The sequence below is a fragment of the Defluviitalea phaphyphila genome, assembly GCF_001466305.1.
GTDB lineage: Bacteria > Bacillota > Clostridia > Lachnospirales > Defluviitaleaceae > Defluviitalea_A > Defluviitalea_A phaphyphila.
In genome coordinates, this window is record NZ_JWID01000016.1 from 1 (window position 1) to 18,552 (window position 18,552).

An 18,552-nucleotide genomic window follows, 5' to 3' on the forward strand; every position below is an offset into this window, starting at 1 on the left:
TAAGGCTAATTTTATACTTTAACACCTAAAATCAAGCATGATTTCTACTAAACATAAGTGTTGCATTTAATATTGCAATTTAGAAATATTTGTAAATAAAATAATAAGTGTTAAAATTATTGATATTTTTTGTCTCACCTTTAAAGCTCCTTTCAATCTTCATTATATTATGTGTATCATTTTATCATAAAATGTTAAATAATACATCCATTCAATTATATTTTTTCACAGAAAAAAGTTAGTATCATTATGATACCAACTTTAAATTTTAGTTTACAATATTTATATTTTAAAATTGGATAAAGAAGTTTTTAATTTTTCAATTACTTCTGTTAAATTATTTGCAAGTATAGCTAATTGTTCTGCTGTACTAGTTTGCTCTTCACTTGTTGCTGTTATTTCCTCTAAAGAGGCTGCTGCTTCTTGAGTAATAGAAGAAATATGTTCTATAGCAATTACTGAATCTTCTTTTTGCTTTTCTATATCTTTTATTTTCATACTTATATCTTCTATTCCTTTAATAATTTCTTGCATAGAAACTGCCATTTCATTAAAAGCAGTAACTGTCTTAACAACTATATTTTTTTGCTCTTCAAAGGTTTTATTAGATGAATCTGATACTTCCACTGTTCTTTTTGTTTTAGATTGAATATTAGATATTATATTACCTATCATTTCTGTAGCATCTTTAGTTCCCATAGCTAATTTTCTAATTTCCTCTGCTACTACTGCAAATCCTTTACCTGCTTCTCCTGCTCTCGCCGCTTCTATTGCTGCATTAAGAGCTAAAAGATTAGTCTGCTCACTTATTCCTTCAATAACTTTTATTACTTGAATTATTTCTTTAGCTTCCTCATTTAATTGTTTAATTTCTTTACTCATTTGATTAGTTGCATCAGAAACTATTTGGGTTTTTTCATCTAACTCATTCATAGTATTTACTGCATAATCCCTAATATTTTCTGTCCTATCAATCATTTTAATAATATCTTCTATTTCTTTTGTAACACCATTAATATTATTAGCTAAATTTTCCATTAATGTATTAGTGTTTTCTGCTTGTTTTAATTGTTCACTAAAACCTTCGGCTAATTCATTTATAGCATTGGCCACCTCTTCTGCTGCTGAAGCTGACTGTGTAGAACTATATTTTATTGTATTTGTACTCTCATCCACTTGTTTTGCTACACTATTTGTTTCTAAAATCAAATTTCTTATATTTTCTATCATTTTATTGAAACTATAAGATAATTTCCCTATTTCATTATTTCCAGAAATATCAGAAATTACAGTTAAATCTCCTTGTTCAGCTTTCCCCATTAATCTCATAATATTTTTTAATGGATTAGAAATACTAAAAGATATCAATATTCCAACAATAATAGATATCAGAAAACATATAAATGTTAATACTCCTATCCATTTTTTTACTACTTCCATTTCTTCCATTAATCCTGAAATATGTTCTTCTGTTGCTATCTTCCACCCATTTTTAATTGTTCCATAACTAACTACATGACCTGAATCTGTAAAATTATCTGATAAATTTTCTCCATATAATTTATTTAAATAACTTTTATCTGATTTTGTTCCTAGTTTACTATCATCTAAATGGGCTATTATATTTTTATTATCATCTAACAAATATATTTCTGCATTATTCCCTAAATTTATCTCTTCAAAAAGTGAATTTATTTCTTTAATATCAATATAAATAACTAAAGCTCCTACATCTTCTAAACTTATCAGACTTCTTAAAGGTCTTAATAAAAATATATAATCATAATTATCTTTAAATCCATTAATCCATAAAGGTTTTCCTTTATTATTTTTAGCCATTTCTAAAAATTGTTTTCTGTTTTCTTCAATCGCTTCTGTACTTCCACCACTCATTGTTGATGTAAAATCCATTCCTGTTCCAATTACTTCTCCGTTAGTTTTATAAATATATATTCCTTTTATATTATTATTTGACGATATCATAGAAAATAAATTTGATTCTATTTTATCGATGGTTTGTATTTTTTCTAAAACACTACTATATTCTTGTTTTTGAATGCTTTCCATTAATTCAGTATTAGAAGCTATCATTGTAGATATATTTTCTATTTCCTCAATTTTTGAATTAATATTAATAACTACTTGTTCAATCATCTTTTTAGAATAAAAACCTACTTTTTCTTTAACTGTATTTTCTGCATTTATATATGAGAATATGGAAATAATAGTTATAGGAACTATACTTAATATTATAAAAGTAATAATGAGTCTTACTAATATTCCCATATTTTTAAATATTCTAATATTTTTTATTAAATTAAACTTAATTCTTTTTTTGTTTTTATCACTTTTATTATTGAATTTAATTTTGAGCTTTTTGTTACTGAATTTATTTCTAGGCTTAGATGTCTTCCTAAATCTATACATAAGCCTTCCCTCCTGTAAAGACTTTATTTACTATTATTATAACTCAAAAAATTCAATAAAACTACATATTTTGAGAAAATTTTTATAATGTGCAAAAATAAAACTAATTTTTATTTATTATTTTACAAATTTTAAACTTCTTTTTTTAATTTATCTTTATTTACATCTAAATTATAAATTTTACTTACTAATTTATTTAACCAAGAAATCTTTTCAATTAATAAAAATATTCCTACCATAATTATACATCCAACTAATGCCCCTTTACTATCTCTAAAAACATCTTGTATTTGAGACCCTCTACCTGGAACAAAATATTGATGAACTTCATCTGTAATAGCATATATTACTGTTAAAATCCATGCGATAAATCCTGTTTTAATCGACTTTCCTACATATCCATATAAAGAAACATATAAAAGTATGCTTAATCCTGCAAATATTATTACATGAGCAGTTTTTCGTATCCAATTTTGTAAACTCATGGCCTCTACATTTTCTAAATCCAATGCTTCTTCCTTAGTAGCCATATTTATTTTTTCTAACACCCACGCTGAGTCCTGTCTAGATAAATCTATTGGTCTTGAAGACATATAAAAAATAACACTCATCCACAATAACGTTATTATCCAAATAGCTCTTCTAAGTATCATACTAGTCCCTTCTTTATCATCTAATTTTTTTGGCAGGAACTCCTCCTACAATCATTTCTTTTTCAACTGAATTGATAACTACAGCTCCTGCTCCTATTACACTGTTTTTCCCTATTGTTAATTTTTGTTTTATAAAAGCTTTACTTCCTATTTCTACTCCTTCTTCTACAACCACATTCCCTGCTACATTAACATTCCAATAAAGGGTTGTATAATCCTTAATAATTGTATCATGTCCTATCCCACATTGAGGATTAATATGAACATAATCTCCAATAGTAATATTAGTTGTTAAAACACAAAAAGGACTGATTAACACTCCTTTCCCTATCCTGACTTCAGGCGAAATATAAGAATTAGGATGAATAATATTAATAGGGATTATCCCATACTCCTCCATTTTATTTGTTAAATTTCTTTTTATATTAGGATTTGCTACAGCACAAAATCCATATAATTTTTCTTTAGAATTTATTAATGAAAAAATTTGATTAAAATCTCCTAATACAGGTATTCCTAATAGCAAACTATCTTTTTTTGATACATCATTATCTATAAAACCTAATATTTTATAAGTGGGCTTTATCATATTAATATCTTTTATATATTGCACAATTTCTTTTCCTAATCCTCCCGCTCCTACAATTACTAGCCTTTTCACATCATTTCATCCCTTTTCCCATATACTCCTTCTGCAGTTAATACAACCTTAATAGTTTTTATCATTATTTTTATATCCAACCATAAAGAATAATTATTGACATATTCCACATCATATTCTATCCTTTTAGCCCATGGTAAAGAATTTCTACCATTTACTTGAGCTAATCCAGTCACTCCTGGACGCATTTTTAATCTTTGCATTTGATATGGAGTATATTTTTCAACTTGGTATCTTAAAGTTGGTCTTGGTCCTATTATACTCATATCTCCTTTGATAATATTAATTAATTGAGGTAATTCATCTAAACTAGTTTTTCTTAATATTTTACCTATCCTAGTAATTCTGGGGTCATTTTCCTCTGTATATATGCCTGTCCCCATTTTTTCTGCATTTGTTACCATAGTTCTAAATTTATATATAAAAAAATCTTTTCCATCTTTCCCCACTCTTTTTTGTATAAAAAATATAGGTCCTTTAGAAGTTAATTTTATTCCTAAAGCAATAAGCAAAAAAATAGGACTCATTATAATAAGCAAGATAAATGCAATAATTTTATCTAATATATGTTTAATAATAATCTGTAAAATTCTCATAAATACACCTCTAACTAGAGTTAAAATGTTTGTTCAAATTTTTTTATAACATCTACTACATAATCTATATCCTTTTTTCCTAAATTTGTATAAAAAGGAATAGCTATGCATTCATCTCCTGCTTTTTCTGTGTTAGGAAAATCTCCTTCTTTATAGCCAAATTGTTCTTTATAAAAAGGCTGTAAATGAATAGGTGTAAAATAAGGTTTGCATTCTATTCCATTTCTTCTTAAAAAATCTATTAATTTATTTCTTATATTTTTATTAACTCTGATTACATATACAAACCAACTCATCTTTGTCACATTGGGATCTATTACAGGTCTTTTTATCCATGAAAATTGTTCTAATTTTTCATTATAATACCTAGCAACTTTATCTCTTTTTTCAATAATAGTATCAATTCTTTCCATTTGCGCTAGCCCTAAAGCAGCATGAATTTCACTTAACCTATAATTATATCCCAGTCTCTCATGATAAAGCCATAACCCTGTAATAGCTCTCCCTTGACTTCTCATACTTCTACAAAGTTCTGCTACTTTATCATTATTAGTAACTATTACTCCTCCTTCAGCTGTTGTAATTTGTTTATTAGGATAAAAAGCAAAAGCTGCTGCATCTCCTAAACTTCCCGCCTTATATTCTCCATAAATACTTCCTAAAGCCTCACAAGAATCTTCTATAACATAAAGATTATACTTTTTAGCTATTTTTTTTATTTCTACCATGTTTATAGGCTGTCCGAATACATCCACGCATAATATGGCTTTAGTTTTATTTGTAATCTTTTCTTCTATTTGTGATATATCCAAATTTAAAGTTTCAGAATCTATATCAACAAACACTGGAATTGCTCTTTCAAATAATATACAATTAGCTGAAGCAATAAAACTAAAGGGAGTAGTTATTACTTCATCCCCTTCTTTTATTCCCAAAGACCTTATAATAAGATGTAAGGCACTTGTCCCACTATTAACTGCAATAGCATGCTTTACTCCTATATAATTAGCTATTGCATTTTCAAATTCTTTAATCTTAGGTCCTATACTTAAAACTCCAGAACGTAAAACTTCATTAACATATTTTATTTCTTTGTCTTTAATATCAGGTTTTGATAAAGGAACTTGTCTTTTCATTTAATTACCACTCTCAATATTTTCTTATTTTTATATTTATTTTACTATAACATATATAATATATTAATATAAGATATTTGCATTTTTTTTAATATATCTTCATCTTTTTCATCCCATATTAATACAATATAATCTTCTTTCCCTTTTATTACATCTATATTATCAATAAATTTATATTTCATATCAAAAATTTTTACAACATCATTTAAAGTCATACAAAGTATATTATACACTTCATCTTTTTTTCCGTACAGATATATATTTTTTTTCCCTTTATTTCTTTGTTTCTCTAAAATAACTTTTGTTACTGCTTGTATTTTTGTAATTGTCTCATAAGTATTAACTATATATCGATATGTTTTTGCCATTTTTTCCTTCATGCCTTTAGGAGTTAATATGTATTTTAAAGTTCTAGCATTAAGTTTTTCTATTTTTATTAAACCTGTTTTTATCATTTTTTTTAAGAGTAAATTAACTGTTCCTAGGGAAAGACCAGTTTTTTCTGCTATCTCTCTTTGGGTTATATTTCCATTTTCTTGTATTTGTGTTAAAATTTCTAATTCTTTTTCCATTAATAACACTCCTTGTTCACGCTTTGAACGATTTTATTGTACTGCATTTTTAAAGAATTTGTCAATGCAAAAGAAAATGGAACGATCTATAATCGTTCCTTTAATTAATATATCTTCTTTATTTCTGTTCCGTTATAATAATGTTTAAGTATTTCTTTATAATTATATCCCTTATCTACCATTCCCTTAACCCCATTTTGACTCATTCCTGCTCCATGACCATTACCTCCACCATAAAAAGTATATCCTATAATTTGACCACTATCATCTTTATTAGGTTCTGCTACAAAAAAGGCACTAGGCATAAGATTATAATCTGCTATTTTAGTTCCGTTATGCAAATTAATTATTATTTGTTTTTCTCCTTTTATATGTTGTTTAGGCTGTAAAAGAAATCTAATATTATATTCTGTTAATACCTTTATAGTTGCTTTAGAACCTATTAAAACTATTTCCATAATATTGCCACCCTGTCCTCTTTTTACTATATCTATCTTTTTTAGATTGCCTATGTTTTCAATAAAACGACTTCTAAATATATTATTTTCATCTAAAGTCTTAATTAATTTAGGATTAGCCTCATACCTTTCTTTTAAATTAGCATTTATAGAAGCACTTAATTCTTCTAAAGTCATACTAACATTCCACCTAAACCATCCAAAATCTTTATCATAACTATCTATATTAGTTGTTTTAAAAAATTTAGCTGCATTTTCTTCTTTAGTAAGATCTCCAAAATCTTCTCCTTCAAATTGTTTTTTAGAAACCATGTACGGAGGTGTATAACTAGGAAATGATTTATCAACGTAATCTGCCCATACTTCTCCTGAATTTGCCGTATATCCACAGGAAGTAGAAAAAAAGTTAGCACTAATAACATTTCCATTATAAGTTAAGCCTTCATTTTGTGTAGCATTCACTGCTTTAATAGATATATCATTTTCTGGAATATTATTATATACTTGACATTTAACAGAATCGTCTACATTCCCACCATAAGCATGAAAACGATTAGAATAAAATTGTACATAAGCATAGCTTCTTGCCGTAACTGCCTGTACTTTCGCTGGTTCTAATCCATAAGATGTGGGCATTTCGCTAGGAATCACCGCATATAAATATTCTTCTATAGGCAATTCATTTATAATACTATATCCATTTTCTAACTTAACTATATACAAATTACCTCTATATTTAGGATTTTCTCCATTACGTTGTATGGATAAAACTTTTAATTTTCCATTCCCTGATTTTGTTTTTATTTCTACTCTAGGATTTTCATCTGACAACTTTTCATTTATCTTCTGAATACTAAATACTTCTCCAGCTTTAAAAAGCTGTTCTTCTGCTCCTAGTTTAACTATAAAATCTTCATCACTGGTAATTTCTACATTAGAATGTATCAATCCTGAAAAACCTGTTTTATTAAGAGCTACTCGTATTTTACTTGGAATAGGTTTTTTTTCAATTATTCCTGCACAAATTTTATTATCTTTTAAAATAAATTTAGCTATATCTTCTCCTAGAATAAGGTTACTTAAACTACTCCATTTAATATTTTCTCCTGATATATCATATAATTTGTAATCTTCAGCTAAAGGAATATTCCCTTTTCCTTCTATTTCTATCTTTTTTGAATCAGTTAAAAGTATCCTTCCTGTTATTGCTTCTTCATAACTTGTAAGGGAAAGAATTTCTCCTTCTCCTATCTTTATATCAGCAATTTTTCCTTTTTTATCACTAAAATCCGAATTTATTTTATAAGTTCTATGTACTCCTCCTACAAAAATAGTAAGTTCATCATTATTAATATCATCTATATATATGTTTGTCATTATAGGACTATCATTTTCTACTTTAATAAAAGCAAAAATTTCATTATCCTTTAATAATACTTTAATTTCTTTATCTATATATGAATCCATAGAAAGTCCAGCAAATCCATAAATCCCTTTATCCGTTCCTAATTTCCATGCATCTAATTCAGTACTATTAGCAGGTGTTGCCACTAATACAATGTTTCTCTCTCTTATCCCATAACTTTTTTCTATTCCATTTTCTTCACTTAACTTATTTATTAGCTGAATATAAATATTGACCCAATCTTTATAAGAGATATACTTTTTCTGCTCTTCTTCTTTAAGATTCATTTTTATATTATATTTCCCTTTTGCAACTCTTTCTAACAAAATTTGTGCCTGGGAATAAGTTAAAGGTTCTAAAGGATTAAAATTTTCTCCTTCTCCATTCATAAAGCCTTGTATAGTTACTGCATTAACATATACATAATACCAATCATTAGGATTTACATCCTTATATTCTATCTCTCTATCCATAGTTTTTATATCTGATAAATCATTATAAGTTAAGGCAATCATTTTAGCTGCTAATGCTCTAGAAACAGGAATATCTGCTTCTACATAATTTAATTCATAATTAGGAGATTGAAATATGTTTGATGAATTATCTTCATCTAGGGATATATTTTTATTATTTAAATTTATATTTTCTTTAGTTGTTTCATTTTTTCCCATGATTTGTGTGCATCCAGAAAAAATTAAAATAAATATAACAAAAATAATAATTATTTTATACATTTTTATATTATTCATAATTTCATCTCCTTATTTTATTTAAGCATATTTTTATATTAATACATATATATTGAATTGTAAATATTTTACATTAAATTCTTTTGTAATAACTTATATTTTAAAACGCAAAAAACACCTGCTAAAAAGCAGGTGCTTTTATTAAATCCATTACCCAAAATGCCGTTTCCCTGCATTTTGACGCCCTAGCTCCGGCTAGGTGGGTGTCCTCATTAAAGCTTCTGCCTTCCTCCGCCCAATCTGGGAATTAAACTGAGGCCTGACATAGGCTTTAAGATATAGGACTCCCGTTTAAATAGTGTAGGTTCAAAATAGCAGGTTTATCGAACATTTCAGGAAATAAACATTTCTTATGTAAATCATTATAACATATATGTATAAAAAATCAAGTATATATTACATTATAAACTATTACATAAAATGAATATTTTTCTAAATAATTTCTTCTATACTCAATTCACTTTCTTCTTTTAAATCAACCATAGTATTATCAATTCTAACAATAGGGCGTGAAAGATGTTGAGGATTTATGAATACTATTTCTCCTTCTTCTCCTGTAGATAATCTTACCCAACAATTTAAATAATTATACGCAATATTTTTTAAAAAAGAAAGTAAAAATTTAGTATCTAATTTACCATAAGATTCTATTTCAAAAGTTTCAATTACTTTAAAAGGACAAAACTTCTCTCTATAAGACCTATTAGATGTCATAGCATCATAAATATCTGCTATAGCAACAATTTTAGCAAAATCTTCAATCTGTTGTGACTTTATTCCTAAAGGATATCCCGAACCATCCTCTTTTTCATGATGCATTAGAACAGCCAATTTTATTTTTTTATCAATATCAATATCTTCCAACATTCTAAAACCATAAATTGAATGTTTTTTTATTTCTTCAAATTCCTTTTTATTTAATTTTCCTGGCTTATTTAATATTTCTGGACTAATCTTTGTTTTCCCAATATCATGTAACAATCCTGCCACTGTTAATTTTTCAATATCTTCTTCAGTAAAATTAAGCCATTGTCCAAATATATTACAAAGTAAAGAAACATTTATTGAATGATTATATGTATAATCGTCATTATCTTTTAAATTATAAAGAAAAGCAAATACATCTCTTTTAGTTTTTGCAGTAGATATTATCCCTTTACTTATGGAAAATAACTTTGATATTTTTATATTTTTACCTTCTCCGATATCATTTATATAATCTTTTAATGTATCTACACCATTATCATATAATTTTTTAAAACGTCTAAACTCTTCCATTTTTTTTATACTCTTGCTTTTAATTTCTTCTTGTTGTTTATATTTAATTGAAATATTTTCATCAATTAAAACATAATCTATATCATACATATTAAGCTTTTTAATATTTCTTTCATTTAATTTTGTTCCCTTAGTAAGAAGCCTTAATCCTACAGAATTAAATACATCCTCTGCTAAAATCATACCAGGTTTTAAATCTACAATAGATACAATTTGTGAGAGTTTTTCTGCCATAATATCCCTCCTAATAATCCTTTAATTAATTGTATCCTTTCTAATTAATAAAACTTGTATGATGATTGAACCTAATATAATAAAAAGATCTGCAAAATTAAAAATGGGACATTTTTTAAAATTAAACTTAAAAAAATCAACAACATACCCTTTTTTTATTCTATCAATAAGATTACCTATTCCCCCTCCTATAATAAATCCTAGACCTATTTTTTCAAATATAAGATTTTTTTTATTGACTATTTTAATCATAAAAAATACAAGTATTAAAATAATCAAAATTACTACTCTTTTTATAAATTTCGGATATTTTTTAAAAAAATTTAAAGCAACCCCTTTATTTTTATATAAAGTTAATTTCAATTTGTTATTCCATATAGTATGTGAAACGCCATCCTTTAACTTATTTAATGCTATATTTTTTGTCCATTGATCAAATATAACAATACTTATAATCATTATAAAAAAAATCATTGTTTTCTCCTTCCTTTATTTTACTTATTTTGAATATATAAATATTCTAATTCTTATTTTATTCTTTTTCTTATCAATAATCTATCTTTTAAAAATAATAAAATTCTTTATAATATTTTTTATTCTAATCTTCTTTTTTAATTTGTTCAAGATACCCTTTTAAATTTGAAAATTATTTTATAAAATTCTATTCTTTTAATAAATATTATAATATTAATGGTATAATATATATATAATATACTTTTTTAATTTGGTATATTATATTGTAATATGTATTATTAGCTATTATAATAATTAAGAAACATACAACAAAGAAAGGTGGAATTGAAATGGCATTAGTAACAACAAAAGAAATGTTTGATAAGGCTTTTAAAGGAAAGTATGCAATTGGGGCTTTTAATATTAATAATATGGAAATTGTACAAGCAATTACCCGTGCTGCTGCAAGATTAAATTCTCCCGTAATTCTTCAAGTATCAAAAAGTGCTTTAAAATATGCTGGTCCTGGATATTTAAAAAGAATGGTGGAAGCTGCTATTGAAGAAACTGGGATTGACATTGCTCTTCACTTAGACCACGGTCCTGACCTTGAAACAGTAAAAGAAGTAATTGATGTAGGTTTTACTTCTGTTATGTTTGATGGTTCTCATTATGATTATGAAACTAATGTTGCAAAAACAAAAGAAGTTGTAGATTATGCTCATGCTAGAGGAGTTGTAGTTGAAGCTGAACTTGGAAAACTTGCAGGAGTGGAAGATGATGTAAAAGTATCTACCGCTGACGCTACATATACTGACCCTGACCAAGCTGTTGATTTTGTAAAAAGAACTGGAGTGGATTCTTTAGCAGTAGCTATAGGAACAAGCCACGGAGCTTATAAATTTAAAGGAGAAGCTAAATTAGACTTTGAACGTTTAGAAACTATTACTAACAAATTAGAAGCTGCAGGATTTCATAACTTTCCAATAGTTCTTCATGGTGCTTCTTCTGTTGATCCTGACGCTGTTGCAACTTGTAACAAGTATGGTGGTAAAATAGAAGGTGCTGCAGGAGTTCCTAACGAAATGTTAAGAAAAGCAGCTTCTATGGCTGTATGTAAAATTAATATGGATACAGATATAAGACTTGCTATGACTGCTGCTGTTCGTGAAGTATTTGGAGAAAAACCTTCTGAATTTGATCCTAGAAAATATCTTGGTGTCGCAAGAGAAAGAATTGAAAAATTAGTTGAAAATAAAATTAAATACGTTTTAGGTTCTGACAATGCATAAAAAATACCCCCTTTTTGGGGTATTTTTTATTTTCCACAACATTTTTTATACTTTAATCCACTTCCACAAGGACAAGGTTCATTTCTTCCTATTTTTTTAGGTTTTACTACTGTTTTAGATTTATTTATATCATTTCTAATTTGCTTTCTTTGTTCTTTAGTAAGTATTTTATCCCATGCTGAAATTTCGTATAACCATTTGGCTTGAGCATCTACCATATTCCAATATAATTTGGCATAATCTATATCTAAAGTTATATTAGTATCTTCTTTTATTTCATCTAAATCTAATTCATCTTTTAAGCTAGTATTTATACCATCTAAAAAACCTACAAATTCTAAATTAGACATATTATATTTTTTAGCTAATTCTTCACAAGTTCCTTTTACTATCTGTGGATAATTTTCTAAAATTTCTTCATATATTTCTTTTTCTCTTTGAAGATAATCTTGTATAAACTTAGCATAATCTGGTTTCTTTTTCTTCGACTTTATTAGTTCTTCCCATTGTTGATATAAACTCATTTTTTTAACTCCTTTTCTATAACTTAAAAGTTATTCATCTTTTATGTAAGATGCTAGAATCTCTCCATAGTATATCACATGATAATCATGATTGGAATACCATTTTTCGTCAATATTTTTATCCAATAAACTAGGGTCTATTGCTTGATTATATACAACTTTGCATTCATAGTATAAATCACATCCATCAATTATAGGAGTTTCTAAAACTTTCCCTTTAATTGGTGTAAGACCACACTCTTTAAACTTATCCATATCTCTTCCTGATTTAGAACCACAAAATCCTAACTCTTTTTTTAATTGGCCTTTCAAAGGAACACTTATAGTAAATTCTTTACTTTCTTTAATTAAATCATAAGTGTGCCTTGAATAACGTACCATAGCTATAAAAATAGGTTTCCCCCAAATAAGACCAATACTTCCCCATCCAATAGTCATAGTATTACTTTTTTCTTTATTCTTCACAGTTAAAAATGCCCCTTTAGGAAGTTGTTGATTTACTTCTTTAGCATATTCATCATAATTTATATCTTTAAACATATTTATTCCTCCCTATATTTATTAAATTAATTCTTTTAATATTAATATTCTATTTTTTTATTAAAATGCTTATCGTCCTAACATATAATCAATGAATTGTTTTGCACTTCTTCCTGAACGTCCATTATAATACATTTCCCATTGTAACGCTTTTCTTCTTAATTCTTCCCTTGGGATATTTAAATTATAATTTTTAGCTAATTCCTCTACAATTTTTAAATATTCTTCTTGATTTGGAGAAGTAAAAGTAATACTAATACCAAATCTATCTGCTAAAGAAATTTTTTCTTGAACAGAATCTGAAATATGTACTTCTCCTTGTGTTTCATCCCTATCTTTCCATGTCTCTTTTATAAGATGTCTTCTATTAGAAGTAGCATAAATCAATACGTTATCTGGTTTTTTTTCTACTCCACCCTCTATTAATGCTTTCATATATTTATATTCTATTTCAAATTCTTCAAAAGATAAATCATCCATAAAAATAATAAAATACTGACTTCTATTTTTAATAAGAGATATTACTTTATTAAAATCAACTAACTGATGCTTTGCTAATTCAATCAATCTTAATCCTTTATGAGCATATTCATTTAAGAGAGCTTTAACAGAAGATGATTTTCCTGTTCCCCTATCTCCGAATAATAAAACATTATTAGCCTTTTTCCCATTCAAAAAACTTTCAGTATTTTCAATTAAAATTTTCTTTTGTTCTTCATAACCTATTAAATCTTTTAACCTTATAGGGTCTGGATTTTCTATCCCTTTTAATCCATTTTCCCATCTAAAGGCCTTATATTTTCCCATTATACCGCATCCATTTTTATAATAATAATCAGCTAATTTATTAATCATCTCATCAATATCTATATCATTCTCTTTTGAATTTAAAAAAGGTACAGGTTCTAATCCAATTTTATAAGCAATTTCATTCCAATCTATATTTAAATATTCTTTTATAATAGCTAAATCTCTTTTTAAAGCTATAATAATATTTTTATTAATATTAATATTTTTTTCTTTTTCGCAAAAAAGACTAAAAATATTTTCATCTTGAAGCATTAAATCATATATATATTCTTTCCATAAAGAAGAATTAATATTTTTTTCAACTCCGAATTGTAATAATTTAGATGCTATGTAAGAATATTCATCTTGAAGTTTGTAATTATTTTTCCCTTCATATTTTTTTAAATGTTTTAAAAAGTTTTGGACTTTTTTGATTACATCATCTTCAAGTAAATTTCTATATATTATTAATCTATGCACAATATCCCCTCTTTTTTGTAAAAGCTGCCTAAAAGGCAGCTTACGAAATTTTTATATATTTAAAAACTTTAGTTAAAGCAAAAATAATAAAAGAACGAAGTGGTATCATTACTAATCCTGCAATAATTCTTCCAGGCAAAAATACTAAAAATCCTTTATTATAAGTTATAGAAAGCCAAAAAGTATTAAGCAATAAAGAGTTAATAAAATATTTTACAGTAATTACAAATAAGATTTTATCAAAAGAATATAAACTATCTTCTCTACTTATAATATTACTTAATAAAATAGGTAACATTATGAAAATTAAAGCAACTATTCCATAAATAATAACAAAAAACAAAGGTAAACTGCCATTTTTAAATAAAAGAATATAAAAAGTTCCTATAGCTAATAAAGTAATAAATATAATATTAATAATATTGAAATTAATTTTTATATTATATTTTCGAATTCCCCAATAAATAATTCCTGGTAAAAAACCTCCTAACATTGCAGTAATAGTCATCCCAGGAATATAAGGTCCTCCCATAGGATTAATCATAAATCCTAATAAGTCTGCAACTCCTCCTGTTAACGCTCCAGCAATGGGACCAAATAATATCCCAGATATTGTTATGGGAATAGAGCCAAATCCAATTCTAAGTGCTGGGAGCCCTCCTAAAGGAATTACATAAGAAAACATTCTTGTAAGCACAATACTAATTCCAGTTAACAATCCACAAGCAACTAATATTTTTGTATTAAAATGTTTTTTCAAATTCTCCCTCCTTTCTTTAATATGATGACCTTCCAGCCATCACACTAAAGAAAGGCCTCTTCTTTAATGGACAGCGGAAGCGGTAAAGCATCGCAGCTACAATGTAGCTTTCGTTTAGGGGCAACTTCCCATCCCTTAACACTTAACGCACTTTACCTACTCTGTCATTTACATGCTATTTTATAATATTCCAAATATATTATCAAGATATTTTTAAATAAAATTGATAAAATTCGTCAAAACCCATTGACTTTGTAATAATTATATGTTTATAATAAACCGTTTCATTTGTTTAGTTAATCTAAACAAAAAGTTTAGTTAATCAAAACAGGAATAGGGTGCTCTTATGAAAATAGGTGAAAAAATAAAATTACTTAGAATCACCAACGGGTTGACACAAGAAGAATTAGCTAATAGATGTGAACTGACAAAAGGTTTTATTTCTCAAGTAGAAAGAGATTTAACTTCTCCTTCTATTGCGACATTAGTAGACATCTTAGAATGTTTAGGGACTAATTTAAAAGACTTTTTTAATGAAACTATAGAAGAAAAAATTGTTTTTACAAAAAAAGATTTTTTTACTCAAGAAGATGAAGAAAATAAAAATGAAATTCACTGGATTGTTCCTAATGCTCAAAAAAATAATATGGAGCCTATTTTAATTATTTTAGATGAAGCTGGTAGCTCCATTCCTCAAGATCCCCATGAGGGAGAAGAATTTGGATATGTAATATCAGGTAGTATTTTTATCCATATTGGAAACAAAAAATTTAAAGCTAAAAAAGGGGAATCTTTTTACTTTAGACCTTCTAGAACTCATTTTATATCAAATGCTGGAAAATCAAAGGCTAAAGTATTATGGATATGCACTCCCCCAAGCTTCTAATAATTACACAAGGAGGAATTGCAATGGCAGAAAATATTATTGAACTTGTTAATATTTCAAAAACTTATGATTCTACAGAAGTCTTAAAAAATATTAATCTCTATATACGAAAAAATGAGTTTTTAACTCTTCTTGGACCTAGTGGTTGTGGTAAAACAACAACTTTAAGAATCATAGCAGGATTCGAGCATCCCACCAGTGGAAGTGTTTTATTCGAAGGAAAAAATGTCAATTCATTACCTCCTTATAAACGAAAGGTAAATACTGTATTTCAAAAATATGCTCTTTTTTCTCATATGAATGTAGAAGAAAATATTGCTTTTGGACTTAAAATAAAAAAATTAGATAAGAAAACTATTAAAGAAAAAGTACGTAATGTTTTGAAATTAGTTAATTTAGAAGGCTATGAAAAAAGGTCTATAGATTCTTTAAGTGGTGGGCAACAACAAAGAATTGCCATTGCAAGAGCTCTAGTTAATGAACCTGATGTTCTTCTTTTAGATGAACCCCTTGGGGCTCTTGATTTAAAATTAAGACAAGATATGCAAGTAGAACTTAAAAGGATGCAAAAACAATTAGGTATTACCTTTATATATGTAACTCACGACCAAGAAGAAGCCTTAACTATGTCTGATACCATTGTTGTAATGAAAGATGGAATGATTCAACAAATAGGAACTCCTGAAGATATATATAATGAACCTAAAAATGCTTTTGTCGCTGATTTTATAGGTGAAAGTAATATTATCTCTGGAATTATGAAAAAAGATTGTTTAGTTGAATTTAATAATGCCATATTTAAATGTGTTGATAAAGGTTTTGGAATTAACCAACCTGTCGATGTTGTCATAAGACCTGAAGATATTGAAATAACAGATAAAGATTCCGGAATCATATCTGGAATCGTTGAATCTGTTACTTTTAAAGGAGTCCACTATGAAATGATAATAAAAACAGATTCTTTTAGCTGGATAGTGCATAGTACTACTATGCATCCTCCTAAATCCTTAGTTGGAATTAAAATTGCTCCATATAATATTCATATTATGAAAAAGGTGGTGGAGTAATGAAAAAACGATGGATTTCCTACCCATATCTTCTTTGGATGATTATTTTCATAATTGTACCATTAATTTTAGTTCTATGCTTTAGTATATTTATTTCAACTGATAATGGGTTACAATTTTCTCTTAATAACTATAAACGTTTTATGGAACCCTTATATCTTAAGGTTTTATGGCGTTCAGTTGTTCTTGCTGGTATAAGTACAATAATATGTTTAATCTTAGGATATCCTGTTGCCATGATATTAGCTAGTAAACAAATGAGTAAAAAAAGTTTTCTTTTATTTTTATGCATTCTTCCTATGTGGATGAACTTTCTACTTAGGACATATGCTTGGATGACTCTATTAGAAAAAAATGGATTTATAAATAAAATACTATCTTTTTTTGGAATAGGTCCATTTCAATTATTATATAATAATGCAGCGGTTATACTAGGAATGGTATATAATTTTATTCCTTTTATGATTTTACCAATCTATTCTGTAATGAAAAAGATTGATCCTAGTGTTATTGAAGCTGCTGAAGATTTAGGTGCTAACCAAATTACCGTTTTTAAAAAAATAATATTTCCATTAAGTCTTCCAGGCGTTTTCTCTGGCATATCCATGGTATTTATGCCAGCAGTAACCACCTTTGTCATACCAAGATTGCTTGGTGGCGGACAATTTATGCTTATTGGAAATCTTATTGAAAGACAATTTCTCTTATCAGGAGACTGGAATTTTGGGTCTGCTGTTTCTATTGTAATGATGATTATAATTTTAATAAGTATGGCAATTATATCTAAATATGATAAAGAACATGAAGGGGGTCAATTATGGTAAAAAATATAATAAGTCGAATTTATTTATTTATAATATTGCTATTTTTATACGCCCCCATTGTAATCTTAATGATTTTTTCTTTTAATGATTCAAAATCTAGAGCTAAATGGAATGGATTTACTTTAAAATGGTATGAAAGTTTATTTAGTGACCCTGATATTAAAAAAGCTTTATACTATACAATAATTATAGCCATTTTATCTTCTATTATTTCAACTATCATAGGTACCTTGGCCGCCATAGGAATTCATAATATGCAAAAATGGAAAAAGATTTTTATAATGAATGTCACTTATTTGCCAATACTTAATCCTGATATAGTAACTGGTATATCTCTTATGATTTTATTTATTTTTGTAAATTTAAAATTAGGTTTTACTACAATGCTTTTAGCACATATTACATTTAATATTCCTTATGTAATTTTATCTGTTATGCCAAAATTAAAACAATTAAATAAGCATTTATATGAAGCTGCCTTAGACCTTGGAGCAACTCCATTATATGCTTTTTATAAAGTTATACTTCCTGAAATTATGCCTGGAGTTATAACTGGCGCCTTACTTGCCTTTACCTTATCTTTAGATGATTTTGTAATTAGCTTTTTTAATACAGGCTCAGGAGTAACTAATCTATCTATCACTATCTATTCTATGGCAAGAAGAGGAGTAGAACCAACTATAAATGCATTATCTACTTTAATGTTTATAGTTGTATTAATCTTACTCTTCATTGTTAATAAAAGAACTTCAAAAGATACAAATTAAG

18 protein-coding genes, 1 other RNA gene and 1 riboswitch are annotated in these 18,552 nt (G+C 26.9%); of the genes, 5 read left to right on the forward strand and 14 right to left on the reverse strand.

The genetic code is table 11. The annotated features are described in order from the left end of the window. Positions 1–282: 282 nt before the first annotated feature. The 10 genes from OM90_RS09430 to lspA all read right to left on the reverse strand — a co-directional run bounded on the left by OM90_RS09430 (position 283) and on the right by lspA (position 10,643). The gene (locus OM90_RS09430) at positions 283–2,427 is read right to left on the reverse strand and encodes a methyl-accepting chemotaxis protein (RefSeq protein WP_058486636.1); all 2,145 of its coding nucleotides are present in this window, start codon (positions 2,425–2,427) and stop codon (positions 283–285) included. A gap of 131 nt (positions 2,428–2,558) precedes the next feature. After that, the gene (locus OM90_RS09435) at positions 2,559–3,080 is read right to left on the reverse strand and encodes a VanZ family protein (RefSeq protein WP_058486637.1); all 522 of its coding nucleotides are present in this window, start codon (positions 3,078–3,080) and stop codon (positions 2,559–2,561) included. A 16-nt stretch (positions 3,081–3,096) separates the two neighbouring features. Then, complete coding sequence (locus tag OM90_RS09440; RefSeq protein ID WP_058486638.1) at positions 3,097–3,741, reverse strand: NeuD/PglB/VioB family sugar acetyltransferase; 645 nt, start codon at positions 3,739–3,741, stop codon at positions 3,097–3,099. Beyond that, positions 3,738–4,337, reverse strand: coding sequence for a sugar transferase (locus tag OM90_RS09445; protein ID WP_058486639.1), 600 nt, complete (start codon positions 4,335–4,337; stop codon positions 3,738–3,740). The genes OM90_RS09440 and OM90_RS09445 overlap by 4 nt, the downstream gene beginning before the upstream one ends. Before the next feature lie 20 nt (positions 4,338–4,357). Further along, on the reverse strand, positions 4,358–5,473 hold the full coding sequence (locus OM90_RS09450; protein ID WP_058486640.1) for a DegT/DnrJ/EryC1/StrS family aminotransferase: 1,116 nt from the start codon (positions 5,471–5,473) through the stop codon (positions 4,358–4,360). Between the two features lie 44 nt (positions 5,474–5,517). Next, positions 5,518–6,045, reverse strand: coding sequence for a winged helix-turn-helix transcriptional regulator (locus OM90_RS12290; RefSeq protein WP_064505525.1), 528 nt, complete (start codon positions 6,043–6,045; stop codon positions 5,518–5,520). Positions 6,046–6,149: 104 nt separating this feature from the next. Then, positions 6,150–8,657 carry a SpoIID/LytB domain-containing protein gene (locus tag OM90_RS09460; protein WP_058486641.1) on the reverse strand — a complete coding sequence of 836 codons (2,508 nt, stop codon included), beginning with the start codon at positions 8,655–8,657 and terminating at the stop codon, positions 6,150–6,152. 147 nt (positions 8,658–8,804) lie between these two features. Further along, a non-coding RNA gene (gene ssrS / locus OM90_RS12295) (6S RNA) lies at positions 8,805–8,999 on the reverse strand. Between the two features lie 90 nt (positions 9,000–9,089). Next, positions 9,090–10,169, reverse strand: coding sequence for an HD-GYP domain-containing protein (locus OM90_RS09465; protein ID WP_058486642.1), 1,080 nt, complete (start codon positions 10,167–10,169; stop codon positions 9,090–9,092). Positions 10,170–10,190: 21 nt separating this feature from the next. After that, positions 10,191–10,643 carry a signal peptidase II gene (gene lspA / locus OM90_RS09470; protein ID WP_058486643.1) on the reverse strand — a complete coding sequence of 151 codons (453 nt, stop codon included), beginning with the start codon at positions 10,641–10,643 and terminating at the stop codon, positions 10,191–10,193. Positions 10,644–10,972: 329 nt separating this feature from the next. Here lspA and fba point away from each other — a divergent pair, with 329 nt between their 5' ends. Next, entirely contained in the window at positions 10,973–11,914 is a 942-nt protein-coding gene (fba, locus tag OM90_RS09475) for a class II fructose-1,6-bisphosphate aldolase (RefSeq protein ID WP_058486644.1), read from the forward strand. 26 nt (positions 11,915–11,940) lie between these two features. Here fba and OM90_RS09480 read toward each other — a convergent pair whose 3' ends face one another. The 4 genes from OM90_RS09480 to OM90_RS09495 form a co-directional block, all read right to left on the reverse strand. Continuing rightward, positions 11,941–12,438 carry an SEC-C metal-binding domain-containing protein gene (locus OM90_RS09480; protein ID WP_058486645.1) on the reverse strand — a complete coding sequence of 166 codons (498 nt, stop codon included), beginning with the start codon at positions 12,436–12,438 and terminating at the stop codon, positions 11,941–11,943. Positions 12,439–12,468: 30 nt separating this feature from the next. Beyond that, a complete protein-coding gene (locus OM90_RS09485; RefSeq protein ID WP_058486646.1) occupies positions 12,469–12,978 on the reverse strand; it encodes a flavin reductase family protein in 510 nt (169 codons plus the stop codon). A gap of 69 nt (positions 12,979–13,047) precedes the next feature. Then, the gene (locus OM90_RS09490) at positions 13,048–14,247 is read right to left on the reverse strand and encodes an ATP-binding protein (protein ID WP_242860886.1); all 1,200 of its coding nucleotides are present in this window, start codon (positions 14,245–14,247) and stop codon (positions 13,048–13,050) included. Between the two features lie 40 nt (positions 14,248–14,287). Next, a complete protein-coding gene (locus tag OM90_RS09495; protein WP_058486648.1) occupies positions 14,288–15,007 on the reverse strand; it encodes a folate family ECF transporter S component in 720 nt (239 codons plus the stop codon). Between the two features lie 69 nt (positions 15,008–15,076). Beyond that, a riboswitch (THF riboswitch) is annotated at positions 15,077–15,173 on the reverse strand. 180 nt (positions 15,174–15,353) lie between these two features. Here OM90_RS09495 and OM90_RS09500 point away from each other — a divergent pair. Genes OM90_RS09500 through OM90_RS09515 form a run of 4 tightly spaced genes read left to right on the forward strand, consistent with a single transcriptional unit; the run spans position 15,354 to position 18,551 of the window. Beyond that, entirely contained in the window at positions 15,354–15,893 is a 540-nt protein-coding gene (locus OM90_RS09500; RefSeq protein ID WP_058486649.1) for a helix-turn-helix domain-containing protein, read from the forward strand. Between the two features lie 23 nt (positions 15,894–15,916). Then, positions 15,917–16,960, forward strand: coding sequence for a spermidine/putrescine ABC transporter ATP-binding protein (gene potA / locus OM90_RS09505; RefSeq protein WP_058486650.1), 1,044 nt, complete (start codon positions 15,917–15,919; stop codon positions 16,958–16,960). Continuing rightward, positions 16,960–17,784, forward strand: coding sequence for an ABC transporter permease (locus tag OM90_RS09510; RefSeq protein WP_058486651.1), 825 nt, complete (start codon positions 16,960–16,962; stop codon positions 17,782–17,784). Before potA ends, OM90_RS09510 begins: the two co-directional genes overlap by 1 nt. Further along, positions 17,778–18,551, forward strand: coding sequence for an ABC transporter permease (locus OM90_RS09515; protein ID WP_058486652.1), 774 nt, complete (start codon positions 17,778–17,780; stop codon positions 18,549–18,551). Before OM90_RS09510 ends, OM90_RS09515 begins: the two co-directional genes overlap by 7 nt. The last annotated feature ends 1 nt before the right edge of the window (position 18,552 follow it).